Annotated in this window: 10 protein-coding genes and 1 tRNA gene; 7 read left to right on the plus strand and 4 right to left on the minus strand. The window is 64.4% G+C overall.

All coding sequences use genetic code 11. The features are described 5' to 3' along the window. Together JOZ06_RS09305 and JOZ06_RS09310 are read right to left on the minus strand one after the other, a co-directional pair. A partial coding sequence (locus tag JOZ06_RS09305) for a U32 family peptidase (protein ID WP_293231712.1) occupies nt 1–779 on the minus strand: 779 nt, incomplete at its 3' end. Nucleotides 780–792: 13 nt separating this feature from the next. Beyond that, the gene (locus tag JOZ06_RS09310) at nt 793–1,806 is read right to left on the minus strand and encodes a peptidase U32 family protein (RefSeq protein WP_293231714.1); all 1,014 of its coding nucleotides are present in this window, start codon (nt 1,804–1,806) and stop codon (nt 793–795) included. A 147-nt stretch (nt 1,807–1,953) separates the two neighbouring features. Here JOZ06_RS09310 and recC point away from each other — a divergent pair, with 147 nt between their 5' ends. From recC to pap, 3 genes are read left to right on the plus strand one after another with little or no spacing between them, the layout of a single operon-like run. Next, nucleotides 1,954–5,127, plus strand: a complete 3,174-nt coding sequence (recC, locus tag JOZ06_RS09315; protein ID WP_293231715.1) for an exodeoxyribonuclease V subunit gamma — start codon at nt 1,954–1,956, stop codon at nt 5,125–5,127. Beyond that, on the plus strand, nt 5,124–8,648 hold the full coding sequence (gene recB, locus JOZ06_RS09320; RefSeq protein WP_293231717.1) for an exodeoxyribonuclease V subunit beta: 3,525 nt from the start codon (nt 5,124–5,126) through the stop codon (nt 8,646–8,648). Before recC ends, recB begins: the two co-directional genes overlap by 4 nt. 25 nt (nt 8,649–8,673) lie before the next feature. Beyond that, on the plus strand, nt 8,674–10,167 hold the full coding sequence (pap, locus tag JOZ06_RS09325) for a polyphosphate:AMP phosphotransferase (protein WP_293231719.1): 1,494 nt from the start codon (nt 8,674–8,676) through the stop codon (nt 10,165–10,167). Between the two features lie 161 nt (nt 10,168–10,328). Here pap and JOZ06_RS09330 read toward each other — a convergent pair whose 3' ends face one another. Beyond that, nucleotides 10,329–11,702, minus strand: a complete 1,374-nt coding sequence (locus JOZ06_RS09330; RefSeq protein WP_293231721.1) for an amino acid permease — start codon at nt 11,700–11,702, stop codon at nt 10,329–10,331. 304 nt (nt 11,703–12,006) lie between these two features. Between JOZ06_RS09330 and recD the strand changes: the two genes are divergently transcribed. The 3 genes from recD to JOZ06_RS09345 all read left to right on the plus strand — a co-directional run bounded on the left by recD (nt 12,007) and on the right by JOZ06_RS09345 (nt 14,999). Beyond that, a complete protein-coding gene (recD, locus tag JOZ06_RS09335; RefSeq protein WP_293231723.1) occupies nt 12,007–13,701 on the plus strand; it encodes an exodeoxyribonuclease V subunit alpha in 1,695 nt (564 codons plus the stop codon). Between the two features lie 61 nt (nt 13,702–13,762). Then, a complete protein-coding gene (locus JOZ06_RS09340; RefSeq protein WP_293231725.1) occupies nt 13,763–14,629 on the plus strand; it encodes a DUF4743 domain-containing protein in 867 nt (288 codons plus the stop codon). Nucleotides 14,630–14,798: 169 nt separating this feature from the next. Then, nucleotides 14,799–14,999 carry a hypothetical protein gene (locus JOZ06_RS09345; protein ID WP_293231727.1) on the plus strand — a complete coding sequence of 67 codons (201 nt, stop codon included), beginning with the start codon at nt 14,799–14,801 and terminating at the stop codon, nt 14,997–14,999. Nucleotides 15,000–15,221: 222 nt separating this feature from the next. Here the strand turns inward: JOZ06_RS09345 and JOZ06_RS09350 are convergent. Then, nucleotides 15,222–15,298: transfer RNA gene (locus tag JOZ06_RS09350), tRNA-Arg, on the minus strand. Nucleotides 15,299–15,430: 132 nt separating this feature from the next. On the opposite strand from JOZ06_RS09350, the gene JOZ06_RS09355 reads away from it, so the two are divergent. Then, entirely contained in the window at nt 15,431–16,204 is a 774-nt protein-coding gene (locus JOZ06_RS09355; RefSeq protein ID WP_293231729.1) for a c-type cytochrome, read from the plus strand. Nucleotides 16,205–16,737 lie beyond the last annotated feature (533 nt).

Genomic DNA, 16,737 nt, shown 5'->3' on the forward strand with positions numbered 1-16,737 from the left:
AGGTGTTGGATCAGCGCCGCCGAGCCTTCGGCTTGCGGACTCACGCGTACGGCGTCGACGCCGATGGCCGCCATGTCGGCCAGGTGCGGCAGCAATGATTGGCAATCCGCCGACATGGTCTGAATGCCGTTGATGGTGAGGAAGTCCTGCGACTCGCGGGTGGCAAGCGTCATGCCGTGCGGGTGCTCCATGCAGCGGAACTCGCAGCTGTCTTTCTTCAGGTTGTAATGGCGGGCGGTGAAGCAACGCGACGAGAAGGCCAGCGGCAGCTTGCCCCAGGCGAACAGTTCGGTTTCCACGCCGACGTCCTGCGCCAGGATCTCGGCCAGCGTGTCGCGGTTCATTTCCACCGGCGGCACCCAGCGCGTGGCGCCAAGGCGGCGGTAGAGCGCCAGCGTCTCAGCGTTGTAGATGTTCATGTGCGGTCCGGCCACGAACGGCAGGCCCTTGGCGTGCGCCAGACGCGCGGCGCCCATGTCGTTGGCTTCGATGGCGAGCTCACCCTGATCGATCAGCTTACGGACCCGCTTGAGGTCGGATTCGCTCTCGATCAGCGCCTGGCAGGACAGCACGCTCTTTTTGCCCGCCGCCTGCAAGTCTTGCGCCAGGTTGATCCAATCGTCGCCGCGCATTTGCTGGCGACGGCTGCAGACGACCTCGCCCAGATAGATCGTGTCGACCGGCCAGAGAGCGGCCTCGGCGTAAAACGCCATGACGGTGTCGCGCGGCCAGAAAAACAGAATCGGGCCGAGCGTCAATTGCATTGCTTGCGTATTCATAGGGTTGCGGCTTTCACTTCCACGGACGGCTGTATGCGCCCAGGGTTTGCTGGTGTCCCTCGGAGACCTTGTCCAGCGCTTGCTGCCAACTGCTCTTGACGCTGAAGCGCTGACCGTCGCGCGCGGCATCCAATGCCTCGCGCAGCGCACGCGTCACCTGCGCCACATAAGCCGGGCTGCGCTGGCGTCCCTCGACCTTGATCGCCGCGACGCCGATGTCGATCAGCTCCGGCAGCATCGACAGCACGTTGAGGCTCGTCGGCTCCTCCAGCGCGTAGTAGGTGTCGCCGCCGACGGCGAAACGGCCCTTGCACAGCGTCGGGTAGCCGGCGGGATCGTCTTTGCCGTATTGGTCGATCAGGATGTTGTTCAGGCGCGCGTTCAGTTGCCGTTCGCCGTGCTCCCAGCGCACGAAGCGCGCCGGCGAGCAGACGCCGTGGGTATTGGGCGATTCGCCGGTGGCGTAGGAGGACAGCAGACAGCGCCCTTCGACCATCACGCACAGGCTGCCGAAACCGAACACCTCGATTTCGACGTCGGTGTTGTCGATCACTTGGCGCACCTGATCCAACGTCAGCACGCGCGGCAACACCGCGCGGCGGATACCGAACAAGTCGCGCGCCAGGTGGATGGCTTCGTAATTGGTAGCCGAACCTTGCACCGACAGGTGCAGCCGCAATTCGGGATGGGTGCGCGAGGCATAATCCATCAGACCCAGGTCGGCCAGGATCACCGCGTCCACGCCCAGATCGGCCGCCTCATCGACGGCCCGTTTCCACGGCGTGATATCGGCGCCCTGGGCGTAGGTGTTGATGGCCATCAGCACTTTACGGCCGCGGTCGTGCGCGTAACGGATACCTTCGCGCGCGGTTTTGTCGTCGAAATTCAAGCCGGCGAAATTACGGGCGTTGGTGCCATTTTTCAGTCCGAAGTAAACGGTGTCGGCACCATGGTCGACGGCGGCTTTCAACGCGGGCAGGCTGCCGGCGGGGCACACTAGTTCCGGCAGGGGGCGGGAGCTCGTCATGACATTGAAATAGACTGTGGGAAACCGCCCAAGCCTAGCAGAACAGGGCAAGAGGCAACTTGTTTTGCGTCAAGCGTCTCGAAACGGACCAGCGTCCGCGCGCCGCCGATGCTAAACTGGCGCGCATCCGGTCACCCCCTTATCGCTATGCTGCATCTCTACCAGTCGAACCGTTTGGAGCATCTTGGCGCCTTGTTTACCGGCATGGCGCGCGCGTTGCCGCTCTCCGATCCGTTCCAGCCCGAAGTGGTCATGGTGCAAAGCCGCGGCATGGGGCGCTGGCTGACGCTCGCCACGGCGCGCGATTGCGGCATCGCCGCGCATTTGCAATTCGTGCTGCCGGCCGGCTATGCCTGGCGGCTGATGCGTCAAGTGATGCCCGACTTGCCGGAGCAGTCGGCCTTCGCGCCCGACGTGCTGAGCTGGCGGCTGATGCAGCTCTTGCCGCAGCTCGACGGCGACACCTTCGCGCCGGTGCGGCGCTATCTGCAAGGCGGCGAACGCGCCGCGTTCGAACTGGCCGGCTGCGTGGCCGATATCTTCGACCAATATCTGGTCTTCCGTCCCGATTGGATCCGCGCCTGGGAGCGTGGCGAGACGTTGGGGCTCGGCCCGGACGAAGCCTGGCAGGCGGCGTTGTGGCGCCGTTTGGCCGAAAGCGTGCCGGGCATGCACCGGGTGCAGATGAATGATGCCTTTCTGGCCGGGCTGACGCCGGCCATGCTGCCGGAACGCATCACCTTATTCGGGATCGCCAGCCTGGCGCCGATGTATTTGGCGCTGGTGCGCCGCCTTGCCGAGTTGACCGACGTGTGCCTGTTTCTGCTCAACCCCTGTCAGGCGTATTGGGGCGATATCGTCGATGCCCGGGGGCAGCTGCGCTTGACGGGGCAGGGGCTGGAGGTGGCGCCGGATCACCCGCTCTTGGCCTCGCTCGGCAAGCAGGGACGCGACTTCTTCGATCTGGTGTCGGAGACGCTGCACGAATCGCGCGAGGCGTTTGCCGCGCCCGAAGGCGATACGCTGCTGATGCGGCTGCAGCGCGATATCCTGGAACTGAAGCCGCCGAAGAAGCGCCGCGCCTCCGCCGATGGTTCGGTGGAAATCCATGCCGCGCACGGCGCGATGCGCGAGCTGGAGGTGTTGAAGGACCGGCTGCTGGCCCGCTTCGCCGCCGACCCGACGCTGACCCCCGCCGACGTCGCGGTGCTGACGCCGGACATCAATCAATACGCCCCCTATATCGACGCGGTGTTCGGTCCGCGGCCGGACGCGCCGGGCATTCCCTACAGCATCGCCGACCGCCGCATCGAGCGCGATGTGCCGCTGTTGTCGGTGCTGCTCAATGTGCTTGAGCTGATCGAGGGCCGTTTCCCCGCCGATCAGGTGCTGGCGCTGCTCGACTGCGCGGCGGTGTTGCGCCGTTTTGCGCTGACGGATGCCGAGGTGCCATTGATCCAAGGCTGGGTCGAGCAGGCGGGCATCCGTTGGGGGCGCGACGCGGCGCACAAAGCCGAGCTCGGCTTGCCGGCCGATGCGTCGTTCACCTGGCGCTGGGGCCTGGACCGGCTGCTGTTGGGCACGGCGTTGCCGCCCGGGCTCGCCGGCAGCGCAAGCCCGCTGTGGCATGCGTTGTTGCCGCTGCCGTTGGCCACCGGCGGGGATGGCGAGACCTTGGCGCGCTTTGCCGCGCTGTATCAAACCTTGGACCAATGGGCGCGCTGCGCTGCCGAACCGGCGGACGCCGCCGCCTGGCAACAACGGCTGCTGGCGTTGGCGGAAGCGTTGCTCGCCGCCGACGAGGACGAAGAGGACGCGCTGGCGATCTGGCGCGCGTCGCTGGAGGCGCTCGCCAGCGACGCGCGGATGGCCGAATTCGACCAACGAATCAGTCTGCCGGTGGTGCGCGACTGGCTGGCGCGGCGGCTCAGCCAAACCACGGCCGGCGGTTTTTTGACCGGTGGCGTGACGTTTTGCGCCATGGTGCCGATGCGCTCGATCCCCTTTCGCGTGTTATGCCTGATCGGTATGAACGACGGGGCCTATCCGCGCGACGAGCGGCCGGTGAGTTTCGATCTGATCGCGCAGCATCCGCGCCGCGGCGACCGTTCGCGCCGTTTCGACGACCGCTATTTGTTTCTCGAGGCGATCTTGTCCGCACGCGAGGCGTTGTACCTGTCCTACGTCGGGCAATCGGCGCGAAGCAATGAGCCCCTGCCGCCCTCGGCGCTGGTGTCCGAGCTGCTGGATACGCTGGCGGCGATGGGGGCCGAACCAGCGTCGCTCAGCGTGACGCACCCGCTGCAGCCATTCTCGCCGGTGTGCTACGACGGCCGGGACGCCCGGCTCGCGAGTTTCGAGCCCGGCTTCGCCCTCGCGCTGGCCTCGCCGCCCGTGGCGGCCAAGCCGTTTGCCGCGCCGCTGGACGGAGAGATCCCCGCCGTGCTGGCGGCATCGCAGTGGCGCGGGTTCTGGCGCATGCCCTGCCGTGTTTGGCTCGCCGAGCGTCTGGGACTGCGCTTGGTCGCTGCGGTCGAGGCGCCGCCGGTGCGCGAGCCGTTTGACCTCGGCAGGGATGCGGCCAATGCGGTGATGGACCGGGTAGTGACCGCCAGCCTGCGCAAACAGCCGTTCGCCGTGGTGCGCGACGTGGCGCGCGGCAGTGGCTGGCTACCGCCCGGCGCACTGGGCGACGCGCTGATGTCGCGCCAGGAAGGGCAGGGGCGGCGCTTTGCCGCCGGACTGCCCGCGGCGCTGGCCGAGGCGCCGCTGCCGCCGGCCACGCTGCATGTATCGATCGACGGTCTGTCGCTGGTGGGCACGCTGTCTGACCTGCGGCCGCAAGGGCGGCTGCTGCTGACGGCGCGTCCGGCGTTCGCCACCGAGCTGATCGATTTGTGGCTTGGACACTTGTTGCTGTGCGCGGCACAGCCCGACGGCGTGACGCCGGTGTCGATGCTGTTCGCGCTCGACGGCGTGCGCCAGTTTGCGCCGGTCGAGGACGCGGCCGAGCGGCTGCGGCCCTGGGTGGCGTTCTGGCGTCAGGGCCAAGGCCTGCCGCTGCCGTTTTTTGCGCGCACGAGCCTGGCCTACGCGCGTCATTTGCATGACAAACCCGATGACCGGGACGGTGCCATGCACAAAGCGCTGGCCGAATGGGCGCCGGCGTTCGAGGACAAATTCGCCCAACGGGACGAACCGGCGGTGGCTTTGGCGTTCCGCCATCTCGACCCGCTGGCCGATCCGCTATTCGGGCAATTGGCCGAAGTGCTGCTGATGCCGATGTTGGCGGCGCTGGCCGACGAGGAGCCGACGGCATGAATCCGCTCAACGTGCTCGATTGCCCGCTTACTGGCGTCAACCTGATCGAGGCCTCTGCCGGCACCGGCAAAACCTGGACCATTGCCGCGTTGTACACCCGGCTGTTGCTGGAGGCGGCGGACAACGGTCAAGTACCGTCGATCGATCAATTGCTGGTGGTAACCTACACCAAGGCGGCGACCGCCGAATTGCGCGGCCGGCTGCGCGATCGGCTGCGTACCCTGGCCGAGGTGCTGGAAGGCGGCGCGAGCGACGATCCGTTTTTGCTGGCCATGGCCGCGCGTCATCCGGCGGGCCCGGCGCGTGCGCTGGCGTTGTCGCGCCTGAACGCGGCAATTGTCGGTTTCGATACCGCGGCGATCTACACCATTCACGGATTTTGTCAGCGCGCCTTGTCCGACGCTGCGTTTGCCTCCGGCCAGAGCTTCCGCGCCGAACTGATCCTGGACGATAGCCAGCGTTTGCTGGAGGCGGTCGACGACTATTGGCGCCGCCATGTGCTGGGCGACGCGTTGCTGGCCAATTTGCTGGTGGAATCGGGCGAGACGCCCGAACGCTGGCTGGCCGACGTCCGCCCCTATCTGGCCAAACCTTACCTGGCGATGGACCGCCCGCCCGGCGCCGGCATCGCCGCGGCGCGCGCCGCGCTCGATGCGTCTTGGCAGGCGCTGTTGGCCCGCCGCGACGATTGCTTGGCGGCGCTCGCGGCGCTGGAGCAGGCGGTCGGCTTGAACGCGAGAAGCTACAGCGCCGCGACGCGCGCATTGCTCAGCCAGAGCATGTCGCGCTGGCTGGCGGTCGATGGCGCGTCGCCCGCGCTCGGCGCGAGTGAGCGCAAGTTACTCGATAAGCTCATGCCGGCGCAGCTGGCGCGCGCCGCCAACAAAGGCCATACGCCGCCGGCGCATCCGGCGTTTGTCCTCATCGGCGCATGGCTCGCCGGCTGGGATGCCTATCGCCAGGCGGCCGCGTTGGAAGTGGCCCGGCTCAAGCTGGATTTGATCGGCTGGCTGGACGGCGAATTGGCGCGTCGGCGCCAGGCCGAACGCAAGCGCAGTTTCGACGATCTGCTGACGGATCTGTACGAAGCGCTGGGCGACCCTGATCGCGGGCCGGCGCTCGCCGAGCAATTGGCCGGTAGTTTCCGCGTGGCGTTGATCGACGAATTCCAAGACACCGACCCGGTGCAATACGACATTTTCCGTCGCTGCTTTATCGCACGTGGCCGGCCGGTATTTTTGGTCGGCGATCCGAAGCAGGCGATTTACAGTTTCCGTGGCGCTGACGTGTTCGCCTATCTCGCGGCACGCGACGATACCCTGCCCGCGCAGCGTTACACGCTCGGCGTCAATCGCCGGTCGCAAGAAACGCTGGTCGAGGCGGTCAATCAGCTGTTTGCCCGGCCTTCGCCGTTCGTGCTGCCGGAAATCGGCTATCAGCCGGTCGCGGCGGCCGGGCCCGCCGAACGCTTGGAAGTAGACGACGACCGCGCCGCCTGCAACTGGCAGTGGCTGGAATTCGGCGAGAGCGGCAAAGGCGCCAGCAAGCGCCTGGCCGCGGAACAGGCCGCCGCGTGCGCCGCGGCGGAAATCGCCCGGCTGCTCGCGTTGGCGGCCGAGGGCCGTGCCGCGCTCTATGGCGATCAAGGTCGGCGGCCGCTGAATGGCGGCGATTGCGCGGTGCTGGTGGGCACCCATCGCCAAGGCGAGATCATGCGCGCGGCGCTGACGGCGCTGAATATTCCCAGCGTGGCGCTGACGCAGGAGAGCGTGTATGCCAGCGGCGAGGCGAATGAGTTGTTGGTGCTGTTGTCGGCATGGGCGCATCCTGCGGACGAATCGCGTCTGCGCCATGCGCTGGCGACCGAGCTCTACGGCTTCGATGCTGCCGATCTGGCGAGGTGCCAGCATGACGAAAGCGCGTGGGAGGCGCTGTTGGCGGCTCATGCCGCCGACCACCTGCGCTGGCGTCAGCATGGGCTGATGGCGGCGTGGCGCCACTTTTTCGCCAGGCGCGCGCTGGCCGAACGGCTTTTGCCGTTGCCGGACGGCGAGCGGCGGCTGACCAACTTGTCGCATTTGGCCGAATTGCTGCAAACCGCCAGCGAAGAGCAACGCGGCATGCTGCCTTTGCTCGATTGGTTTGAACTGCAGGTACGCGACGGACAGGGCGGCGAAGCGGCGCTCTTGCGCCTGGAGAGCGACGCCGCGCTGGTGAAGATCGCCACGGTGCACAGCGCCAAAGGCTTGCAATACCCGGTGGTGTTCTGCCCTTTCCTGTGGGATGGCGCGCTGGAGCGGCGTGAAATGCCTTTCTGGCGCAGCCACGGCGAGGCGGGCAGCCGTCTGACGCCCGAGGTGCTGCTCGACGATGCTACCCGCGAGGCGGCGCGACGAGAGCTGCTGGCGGAGAAATTACGGCTGGCCTATGTGGCGCTGACGCGCGCCGAACACCGCCAGTACATTGTCTGGGGCTGGGTGCAGCAGATGGAAACCTCGGCGCTGGCATGGCTCATGCATGCGCCCGCACAGGCGTCGCTTGCGGACCTGCCGGCACTGGACGGCGCGCAAGTGCGCGCCGCGCTGCGCGACTGGGTAGCGCGCCACGCGCGCGTCAGCGCCTGGCAAGAGGCCGAGTGGGCGCCAGCGGCGCCGGGCCGGGCGGCGCTCGCGGCCGGCCCGTATGCGCCGGCGCGCATCGACCGGCCGATTTATACGCCGTGGCGCGTCGCCAGTTTCAGCGGCTTGGTGCATCACAGCGCGGTTGAGCGCGAGCGGCCGGACCATGACCGTGGTGGATTGGCCCTCGCCGAGCCCCTGGCGGGCACCATGCCGTTTCCGCGCGGCGCGCGTGCCGGCACGTGTCTGCATGCGATTCTCGAGCGGATCGACTTCACCGCGCCGGACCCGGTGGTGGCGAGCGAGATGGTCGCGCAACACGGTTTCGCGCCCGAGCATGCCGACGCGGCGTTCGCGCTGGTGCGGCGCACGCTGGCGGCGCCGCTGGATCCGGGCGTGACGCTGGCGCAGTGTGCACCGGGCCGGCGGCTGATCGAATTGGAATTCACGCTGCCGGTGGCGCGGCTCGGCATCGAGGCGTTGCGCGCGCTGTTGACCGACGCCCGCCATGGTTTGCATCCGGCGCTACGCGCTGCCGCTGCCGGACTGGATTTTCCCGTGGTGCGCGGGTTTCTCAAGGGATTCATCGATTTGGTGTGCGAGATCGACGGCCGTTATTACCTGATTGACTACAAATCCAACGATCTGGGGCCGGTCGGCGCCGATTACGCTGTCGAGCGGCTGGCGCAATCGGTGGCTCGCGAGCATTATTATCTTCAGTACCTGTTTTATTGCATTGCCATAAGAAGATATCTGACAAGCCGGGGCGTCGACTTTACGACACGTTTCGCCGGCGTGCGCTATCTCTATATGAGGGGGGTCGATCAAGACGGCAGCGGCGTGTGGCGCGATGCGCCATCGCCGTCGTTGTTGGACGCGCTCGACGCCCTGTTTATCGCTTGAGTGCTTCCATGCCCAGGGGACCGCGATGTTTGAATCCGCCGAAATCGAACACCGCGTCGACAAGGAAACCTTCCGCGAGCAGGTACCCCTGCTGCGCAAGGCGCTGCTCGACGCGCAATACGACCTGAAGGAAAAACCGGATTTTCCGGTAGTGATCTTGATTCATGGCTTCGACGGCGCCGGCCGCGGCGATACGATGAACTTGCTCAACGAGTGGATGGACCCGCGGCTGATCCGCACCGTGGCTTTCGATGCACCGAACGACGAGGCACGGGCACGGCCGTGGATGTGGCGTTATTGGCGCGAATTGCCCGGCAAGGGGCGCATCGGCATCTTCTTCGGTTCGTACTATTCAGACATGCTGTTCGGCCGGGTAAAGGGGCATAGCGACTGGGACGCCTTCGACCTGCAGATTCAAGAGAGCCGTCAATTCGAACACATGCTGGCGCAGGATGGCGCGCTGGTGATCAAGTTTTGGTTCCACCTGTCGCGCGAGAAGCAGAAGAAGCGGCTGAAAACCCTGGAAAAGGATCCCGCCACGCGTTGGCGCGTCACCAAGACCGACTGGGAGCATTTCGAGCAGTACGATCTGATCCGCAAATACGCCGAGCACATGATCCGGCTGACCAACACCGCCGACGCGCCATGGATCATCGTCGACGGCGAGGATGCCAATTACCGCAGCCTGACGGTCGGCAACACCGTGCTGAACATGCTGCGCGCGCGCTTGGCCGAACAAGCCGAGCAGGGAAAGACCAAACCGAACGCGCCGCCGCTCATGGCGCCGATCGACAACAAGCTGATTCTGGACGCGCTGACGCTCGATCAACCGACCACGCGCGACGATTATCGCGCGCAGATCGACAAGCTGCAGGGACGGCTTTATCACCTGACGCGGCATCCGCGTTTCGCCGAGCATGCGCTGATGCTGGCCTTCGAGGGTAACGACGCCGCCGGCAAGGGCGGCGCCATCCGTCGCATCACCCAGGCGCTGGATGCGCGGACATATCACGTGGTGCCGATTGCGGCACCGACCGAGGAGGAGCGGGCGCAGCCGTGGCTATGGCGCTTCTGGCGCTACGTGCCGGCGAAAGGGCGTATCACGATCTTCGACCGTACCTGGTATGGCCGCGTGCTGGTCGAGCGGGTGGAAGGCTTCGCCAGCGAGCCCGATTGGATGCGTGCCTATTTCGAGATCAACGACTTCGAGCATCAACTGAGCGAGAACGGCATCATCGTGATCAAGTTCTGGTTGACGATCAGCGAAGAGGAGCAGTACGCCCGCTTCAAGGCGCGGGAGGAAACCGGCTTCAAGCGCTTCAAAATTACCGAAGAGGACTGGCGCAACCGCGAGAAGTGGGAGCAATACCGGCTGGCCGTCAGCGATATGGTCGACCGCACCAGCACGACCCGTATTCCCTGGGTGCTGGTCGAAGCCAACAACAAGTACTTCGCGCGGCTGAAGATACTGGAGACGATTTGCGAAACGCTGGAGGCGAGGCTGCACACGCCATCGTGAACGGAGGGGAAATCTTGACGGCGGGAGTAAAAGCTCGCCCCCACTCCCGCTTTCAAGGTGTTGCCGTTACTCCCGCAGTAGAGAGCCGCGCAAGCGCAACGGCGGGAGTAGAAGCAAAACCTTAACGGCGGGAGTAAAAGCTCGCCCCCACTCCCGTTCAATCAAGCCGTCTGCTTGGCCAGCGCCTCGGTTTCAGGTTTGCCGCGCAGGCGGTAACCCAATCCCATCATGGCGATCCACACCGGCACGGCGTAGACCGAGGCCGATTCGCCCGGCGTGATGAGCAGGATGAACAGGATCATGGCCATGAAGGCCAGGCACAGCCAATTGGCCAGCGGGTACCAGAACGCCGGGAAGATCAGTTTTTGGCCGGCTTTGGCGCGGCGGAATTTCATATGCGTCAGGCTGATCATCGCCCAGTTGATCACCAGCGTGGCCACCACCAGCGACATCAGGATGCCCAGCGCCTGTCCCGGCAGCACATAGTTGAGAATGACACAAGCAAAGGTGGCGAGCGCCGAAAACAGCGTGGCTTTCACCGGCACGCCGCGCCGGTCGGTTTGTGCAAAGGCGCGCGGCGCGTTGCCTTGTTCCGCCAGGCTGTAGAGCATGCGGCTCGTGGCATAGACGCCGCTGTTGTAGACCGACAGCGCCGCCGTCAGCACGACGAAGTTCAACAGCTGTGCGGTGGTATTGGCGCCGATCTGCTGGAAGATCATCACGAACGGACTGCCGCCGGAGGCAACCTTGCTCCACGGGTAGAGCGATAGCAGCACGGTCAGCGAGCCGATGTAAAACACCAGGATACGCACGATCACCTGATTCACCGCCTTGGGGATCGCGTGCTGGGGATTGGCCGCTTCCGCCGCGGTCATGCCGATCAGCTCCAGGCCGCCGAACGAGAACATGATCACCGCCAGCACCATGAATAGGCCGCTGAAACCATGCGGGAAGAAACCGCCATCATTCCACAGGTTGTGCACCGAGGCCTGCGGGCCGCCGCTGCCGCTGGCCAAGAGCCAAGCGCCGAACAGGATCATGGCCACCACGGCGACCACTTTGATCAACGCGAACCAGAATTCGGTCTCGCCGTAGGATTTCACGCTGGTCAGATTGACCCCATTGATGGCGATGAAGCAGACGAACGCGGTGAGCCAGGCCGGCACCTGCGGCCACCAGAATTGCACGTAGGCGCCAACGGCGGTCAATTCAGCCATGCCGACCAGGATGTACAACAGCCAGTAGGACCAGCCGGACAGAAAACCGGCAAAGCCACCCCAGTAGCGGTAGGCAAAGTGGCTGAACGAGCCCGCGACCGGCTCCTCGGCGATCATCTCGCCCAACTGGCGCATGATCAGAAAGGCGATGAAGCCGGCAATGGCATAGCCGAGGATCATCGACGGGCCGGCGGCCTTGAGCACGCTGGCCGAGCCGAGAAACAGCCCGGTGCCCACGGCGCCGCCGAGGGCGATCAATTGGATATGGCGATTTTTGAGTTCTCGTTTGAGCTCGCCGCCATGAGACACGGTACCCATGATAAGGGACTCCTTTCGGGTTATCTTTTCGGACTTTTCGTGCCATCAGAGCACCGAAGGGCGAGCATAGTCAAACGGTTGTATACAATATATCTGCTACAAAAATGCGCATATCATTGGTTGCGAAGAGAAAGTTCCACATTTTTTGGCATTGGAAGCCAATAATTGCCGCGTTCTGATCAGCAAACCGCAAAATCTCCATAGCGAGATATTTTGTCGCCGCGCGGTGGGCGGCGCCTCGCTTGCCTCTCCCGGAGAATGGTGCGACAGTCAGCCTGCCTGCCGATTTCAATATGAATTGCCCATGGATAACCCGCTTTACGTCACCCTCAACGATCTGTTCAGCCGGCTCGATCCCCGCTGGGACGACACATGCGCAGAGTGGTTGCAGGCGCTGATTCTCGCCAACCAGCAAGGACACGTTTGTTTGCCGGTGCCGCAACCGTCGGCGCGCCAACGGCTCGGCGCCTGTCCGCTGGTGGCGGCGCCTGGCGGCTATGCGCCGCTGATTCTCGATGCCCAGTCGGGGCTGTATTTCGCGCGCCATTGGTTTGACGAGGCGCGGCTGGCCGATGCCCTGCGTCTCAAGACCGGCCGGCGCGCCACGGTGAGCCCGGTCGACGCGGCGCATTGGCTCGATCGGCTGTTTCCACCCACGGCCGAGGGGCTCGACCGGCAGAAACTGGCGGCGGCCTTGGCGCTGCGCCAGCGGCTGTTAGTGATCTCCGGCGGCCCGGGAACCGGCAAGACCACCACGGTGATCCGGCTTTTGGCGCTGTTGGCGGCACTCGCCGCGCAGCCGTTGGTGATGGCCTTGGCCGCGCCGACCGGCAAGGCGGCCGCACGCTTGTCCGACTCGATGCGCGGCGCCATCGCGCAGCTGCCGGTCGAGGCGGCGCTCAAGCAGCGCTTGCCGGACAGCGCACAGACCTTGCATCGGCTGCTGGGTTTGCGTCCTGGCGGGGGCCGGCCGCGCCACCATGCCGACAACACCTTGCCGCTGGACGTGCTGGTGGTGGATGAAGCCTCGATGATCGATCTCGATCTGATGGCGCGGACGTTCGATGCGTTGCCGCCGCACGCGCAGGTGATTTTGCTTGGCGACCGCGATCAGTTGGCCTCGGTGGAGGCGGGGGCGGTGCTCGGCGAGCTGTGCCAGGACATCGGCTATCGCGGCGAGACGCTTGCCTGGCTTGCCGCGCTGGGGATGGATGTCGACGAGCTGCCGGCAGCCATCGATGAAGGGGCGCCGATGACCGATTGCGTGGTGCTGCTGACCCGTAGTCACCGGTTCGCCGCCGCGAGCGGCATCGGCCAGTTCAGCCGCGCCGTCAACGACAACCGGCCCGACGAGGCATTGGCGCTGCTGGACGAGGCGGCCGCGGATCTGAGCTGGCATCCTCAATGGGATGCCGACGCGCTTTGGGCGCGTCGCCAGCCGTATTGGCAGGCGGTGGCGGCGGGCGCGCCGCTCACGAGCGTGCAGCAGGCCTTTGTTGCGTTTATGCCACTGGCTGGCGAGCGGCGCCAAGTGGAGGCGATCAACCGCCTGGTCGAGCACCGCCTGGAGGCCGATGGGCTCAAAATGCCCGGGCAGCTTTGGTACCCGGGGCGGCCGGTGATGATCTCTCACAACGATTACGGTGTCGGGCTCTTCAACGGCGATATCGGCTTTGCCGTGGATAGGCCGGAAGGCCTGCGCGTCGCGTTTCCCGCCGCGGACGGCAGCTGGCGCGAACTGGCGCCGGCGCGCTTGCCCGCGCATGACACCGTTTACGCCATGACCGTGCACAAGAGCCAGGGCTCGGAATTCGACGAAGTGTGGCTGGTCTTGCCGGACGAGGAGGCGAACGTACCCGATCGCGCGTTGGTGTATACCGCGGTTACCCGCGCGCGGCAGCGTTTCCGGTTGGTCGGCGGGCGGGAAATGTTGCGCGCGGCGATTGGCCATGCGCTGGTCCGCCATTCCGGTTTGGCGCGCAGAATGCGTCCGACATAGTCAAGGGTGCGCGAATCATCTTAATATGCGGTGTTCTCTTCCCCGCATGTCTGGAGCGGTAATGCCAATGCAGCGTGTTCTCGATTATCTGGCGCGCGTGACCCAGGTGGATCTGTCCGCCTTTAGCCCGTTGTATTTCGGCCCGACTCAGCTTGGTTGGGTCAACGCCGAATGGCGCGCGCGTCTCTTGGCGGGAGAAAGCCAGCTGTTCGCCGCCGAAGGCGAACGCCTGTGCTGTCTGGCAGAGGGGAGCTATCAAGACATCAGCGCGGCGCTGGCCGCGGCGGCCCGCCGCTGGCAGGCGGCAGGCTGGCTCAACGGCTGGCGTGACGAGAATTTCCAAGCCTGCAGAGAGGATGGCACGCCGCTGTTCGAGTTGGAGCGCGCGGCGTTTCGCCCGTTGGGGTTGACGAGCCGTGCCGTCCATCTCAACGGTCTTTCCCGCATGGCGGACGGCGAAGTGCGCATGTGGCTCGGCCGCCGTAGCCCGCACAAAGCAGTAGATCCCAACCGGATGGACAATATGGTCGGCGGCGGCGTGGCCGCGGGCGAAACGATCGCTACGGCGCGAGCGCGCGAAGGCTGGGAAGAGGCCGGACTGTCCGCCGCGTTGCTGGCCGAGGCGCGCCAGGACACGCTGCTGTTGGCTGAACGACCGGTGGCGCGCGGGTTGCATCGCGAATGGCTGCATGTTTTCGATATTTGGCTGCCGCTTGGCGTCGTTCCCTGTAATCAGGATGGCGAAGTCGCCGAACACTGTTGTTTGCCGCTGGCCGAAGTCGAGTCGCTGTTGGTGGCGGGGCGTTTCATGATCGACGCCGCCTTGGTGGCGGCGGATTGTCTGGCCCGCCTGGGCTACTGGGGCGAGGACGGCCGTTTGGTGCGGGCAGCCTGCAACCGTGCCGCCGCGGGCTGCCTGTCCGAATGACCAGAGGGTCCCTAGGGCCCATGCCGGGTTTTGCTATCGTAAGATCGTGCGTGAGACAATTTTGCGGTTAAGCGTTTCCCCGTAATTGCGGAAATCTGCGTGAAAGATTATTTTGTTAACCTAAACGCCCGAAATTCGCATTTTATAGCGCCTGCTAGAGGTTTCCGCAGTGTATCGTTTGAAATTGATCTCCAACACCTTCGGCATCGACGACAAGAGTCCGATCTACCCGACGGCGGATGCTGCCCGCGCCGCGGCGAACGTCATGCTGCGTCTGTATCGCGGCAAGGTCAAAGTGGAGATCTACCAAGTGCTTGATCTGCGCACCAATCAAAAGCGCGTGATCGAAACCATCGGTTCTCCAGAGTAATTTCCCCGCCTTTTTGCGCTATTTTCCGCTTCGCCGGCAATGACCGAATCGCGCGGCGTTTCACGTCCATTTTTGCTGAATGTGGCCGTCGACGCGGCGATTTTTATATGATGATTGATTTGCGCCTCTTGGCGGCGAAAAAAACTTGTCTCTCGCGCAACGCGCGCGCAGCCAGGCGGCTCGTTTTTCTGTGGCTACAATGAGGGGGAGAAAAGACAGGACTGGCGCACCCGACAGGGATCGAACCTGTGACCTTCGGCTTCGGAAACCGACACTCTATCCAACTGAGCTACGGGTGCGCTGAATTTGAAGCAGGGCGGATCATAACGCAAAGCGCATCCACAAGTCCAGTAGGGGTTTTGCCTTGCGGAAATGCTTCTCGTATAATCGGCAAAATATTAAATGTCATTATTTTTCCAGGCGAGGCGCGAATGAGCAATGAAAACGGAATGGGCCCGGGGCAGATCGTCAAAGTATTGATCGGCATCGTCGTATTTCTTGTCGTGGCGATTACTTTGCTCGCCAAGCTGGCCACCAGCGGCTTCAATGTCGATGCCGAGGTCATGACCAATGAGTCGGTCGCCGCTCGTCTGAAACCGGTAGGGGATTCGGTAGCGGCCGATGCGCCGCCGGGAAGCCGAACCGGCGAGCAGGTCTTCCAGGCTGTTTGCATCACCTGTCACGGCAACGGCCTGTTGGGCTCGCCCAAGTTTGGCGACGCCGCCGCCTGGGGGCCGCGCATCGCCAAGGGTTTCGCCACCCTGGTGCAGCATGCGCTCTCCGGTTTTAACGCCATGCCGGCTCGTGGCGGCAATGCCACGCTGACTGATAGTGAGGTGGCACGCGCCGTGGCCTATATGGCCAATGCCGGCGGCGCCAAGTTTGCCGCGCCCCAGGCGGATGCCAGCGGCGCCAGCGCCACGTCGGCGAGCGCGCCGGCCGCCGCCGCCGCCGCGTTGGACCCGAACGTGGTCGGCAAAAAAATCTATGAATCGGTTTGCGTCGCCTGCCACCAGGCGGGCGTTTCCGGCGCGCCCAAGTTCGGCGACAAGGCCGCCTGGGCGGTCCGTTTGAAGCCCGGTTTGGATGAAGTGCAGAAAATTGCCACCAAGGGGCTGAACGCGATGCCGCCCAAGGGAGGGTATAGCGGCAGCGACGCCGAATTCCGCGCCGCGATCGAGTACATGGTCAACAATTCGAAGTGATTTGCACGTGGGGAGGCGGGCCTTTCGGCCCATGCCTGTCTAAAAGTACAGGTGCTCTACCCTGCTGCTTTGCGGCATTATGGGGACGTCTGACTGGCCTGGATGAGGCGCACTAAACCGCCGTTTCGCTCCCTGGTTTTGTGCCGAGTCCGGCAGGGGTGATTTCCTATGGATTACCCTACCCAGAGATGTTCCTCATTCTTGTATTGGCGCCCACACGGGCGCCATTTTTTTGTGCCGTCTCATTGTTTTAGCAATGAAATTGCTTTGGCAATACGCCTGCGGCTTCGATTCTATGGCGCGTCCCACCATCTGACCAGTGTTTCAAAACCGTTTCCTGACATAAATTAAGTATGTTCTAATTTTTTAATAATTGTAAACGGCGCCGGATTATCCTTTGGACGTTTGTTTGCACAGGGGGTTTTACAACATGATGTTGAAGAAGATGGCTTTGGCTGTATTGGGTCTGTCGTGCGTGTCCACTTTCGCCTGCACCACCATTGTGGTCGGCAAGGCCGCCTCGGCTGACGGTT

It is taken from the genome of Paludibacterium sp., assembly GCF_019232825.1.
GTDB lineage: Bacteria > Pseudomonadota > Gammaproteobacteria > Burkholderiales > Chromobacteriaceae > Paludibacterium.

Coding starts and splice junctions, on each gene's coding strand:
- JOZ06_RS09310 (WP_293231714.1), bottom strand. CDS start 1,806: ATGACGAGCTCCCGCCCCCTGCCGGAACTAGTGTGCCCCGCCGGCAGC.
- recC (WP_293231715.1), top strand. CDS start 1,954: ATGCTGCATCTCTACCAGTCGAACCGTTTGGAGCATCTTGGCGCCTTG.
- recB (WP_293231717.1), top strand. CDS start 5,124: ATGAATCCGCTCAACGTGCTCGATTGCCCGCTTACTGGCGTCAACCTG.
- pap (WP_293231719.1), top strand. CDS start 8,674: ATGTTTGAATCCGCCGAAATCGAACACCGCGTCGACAAGGAAACCTTC.
- JOZ06_RS09330 (WP_293231721.1), bottom strand. CDS start 11,702: ATGGGTACCGTGTCTCATGGCGGCGAGCTCAAACGAGAACTCAAAAAT.
- recD (WP_293231723.1), top strand. CDS start 12,007: ATGGATAACCCGCTTTACGTCACCCTCAACGATCTGTTCAGCCGGCTC.
- JOZ06_RS09340 (WP_293231725.1), top strand. CDS start 13,763: ATGCCAATGCAGCGTGTTCTCGATTATCTGGCGCGCGTGACCCAGGTG.
- JOZ06_RS09355 (WP_293231729.1), top strand. CDS start 15,431: ATGAGCAATGAAAACGGAATGGGCCCGGGGCAGATCGTCAAAGTATTG.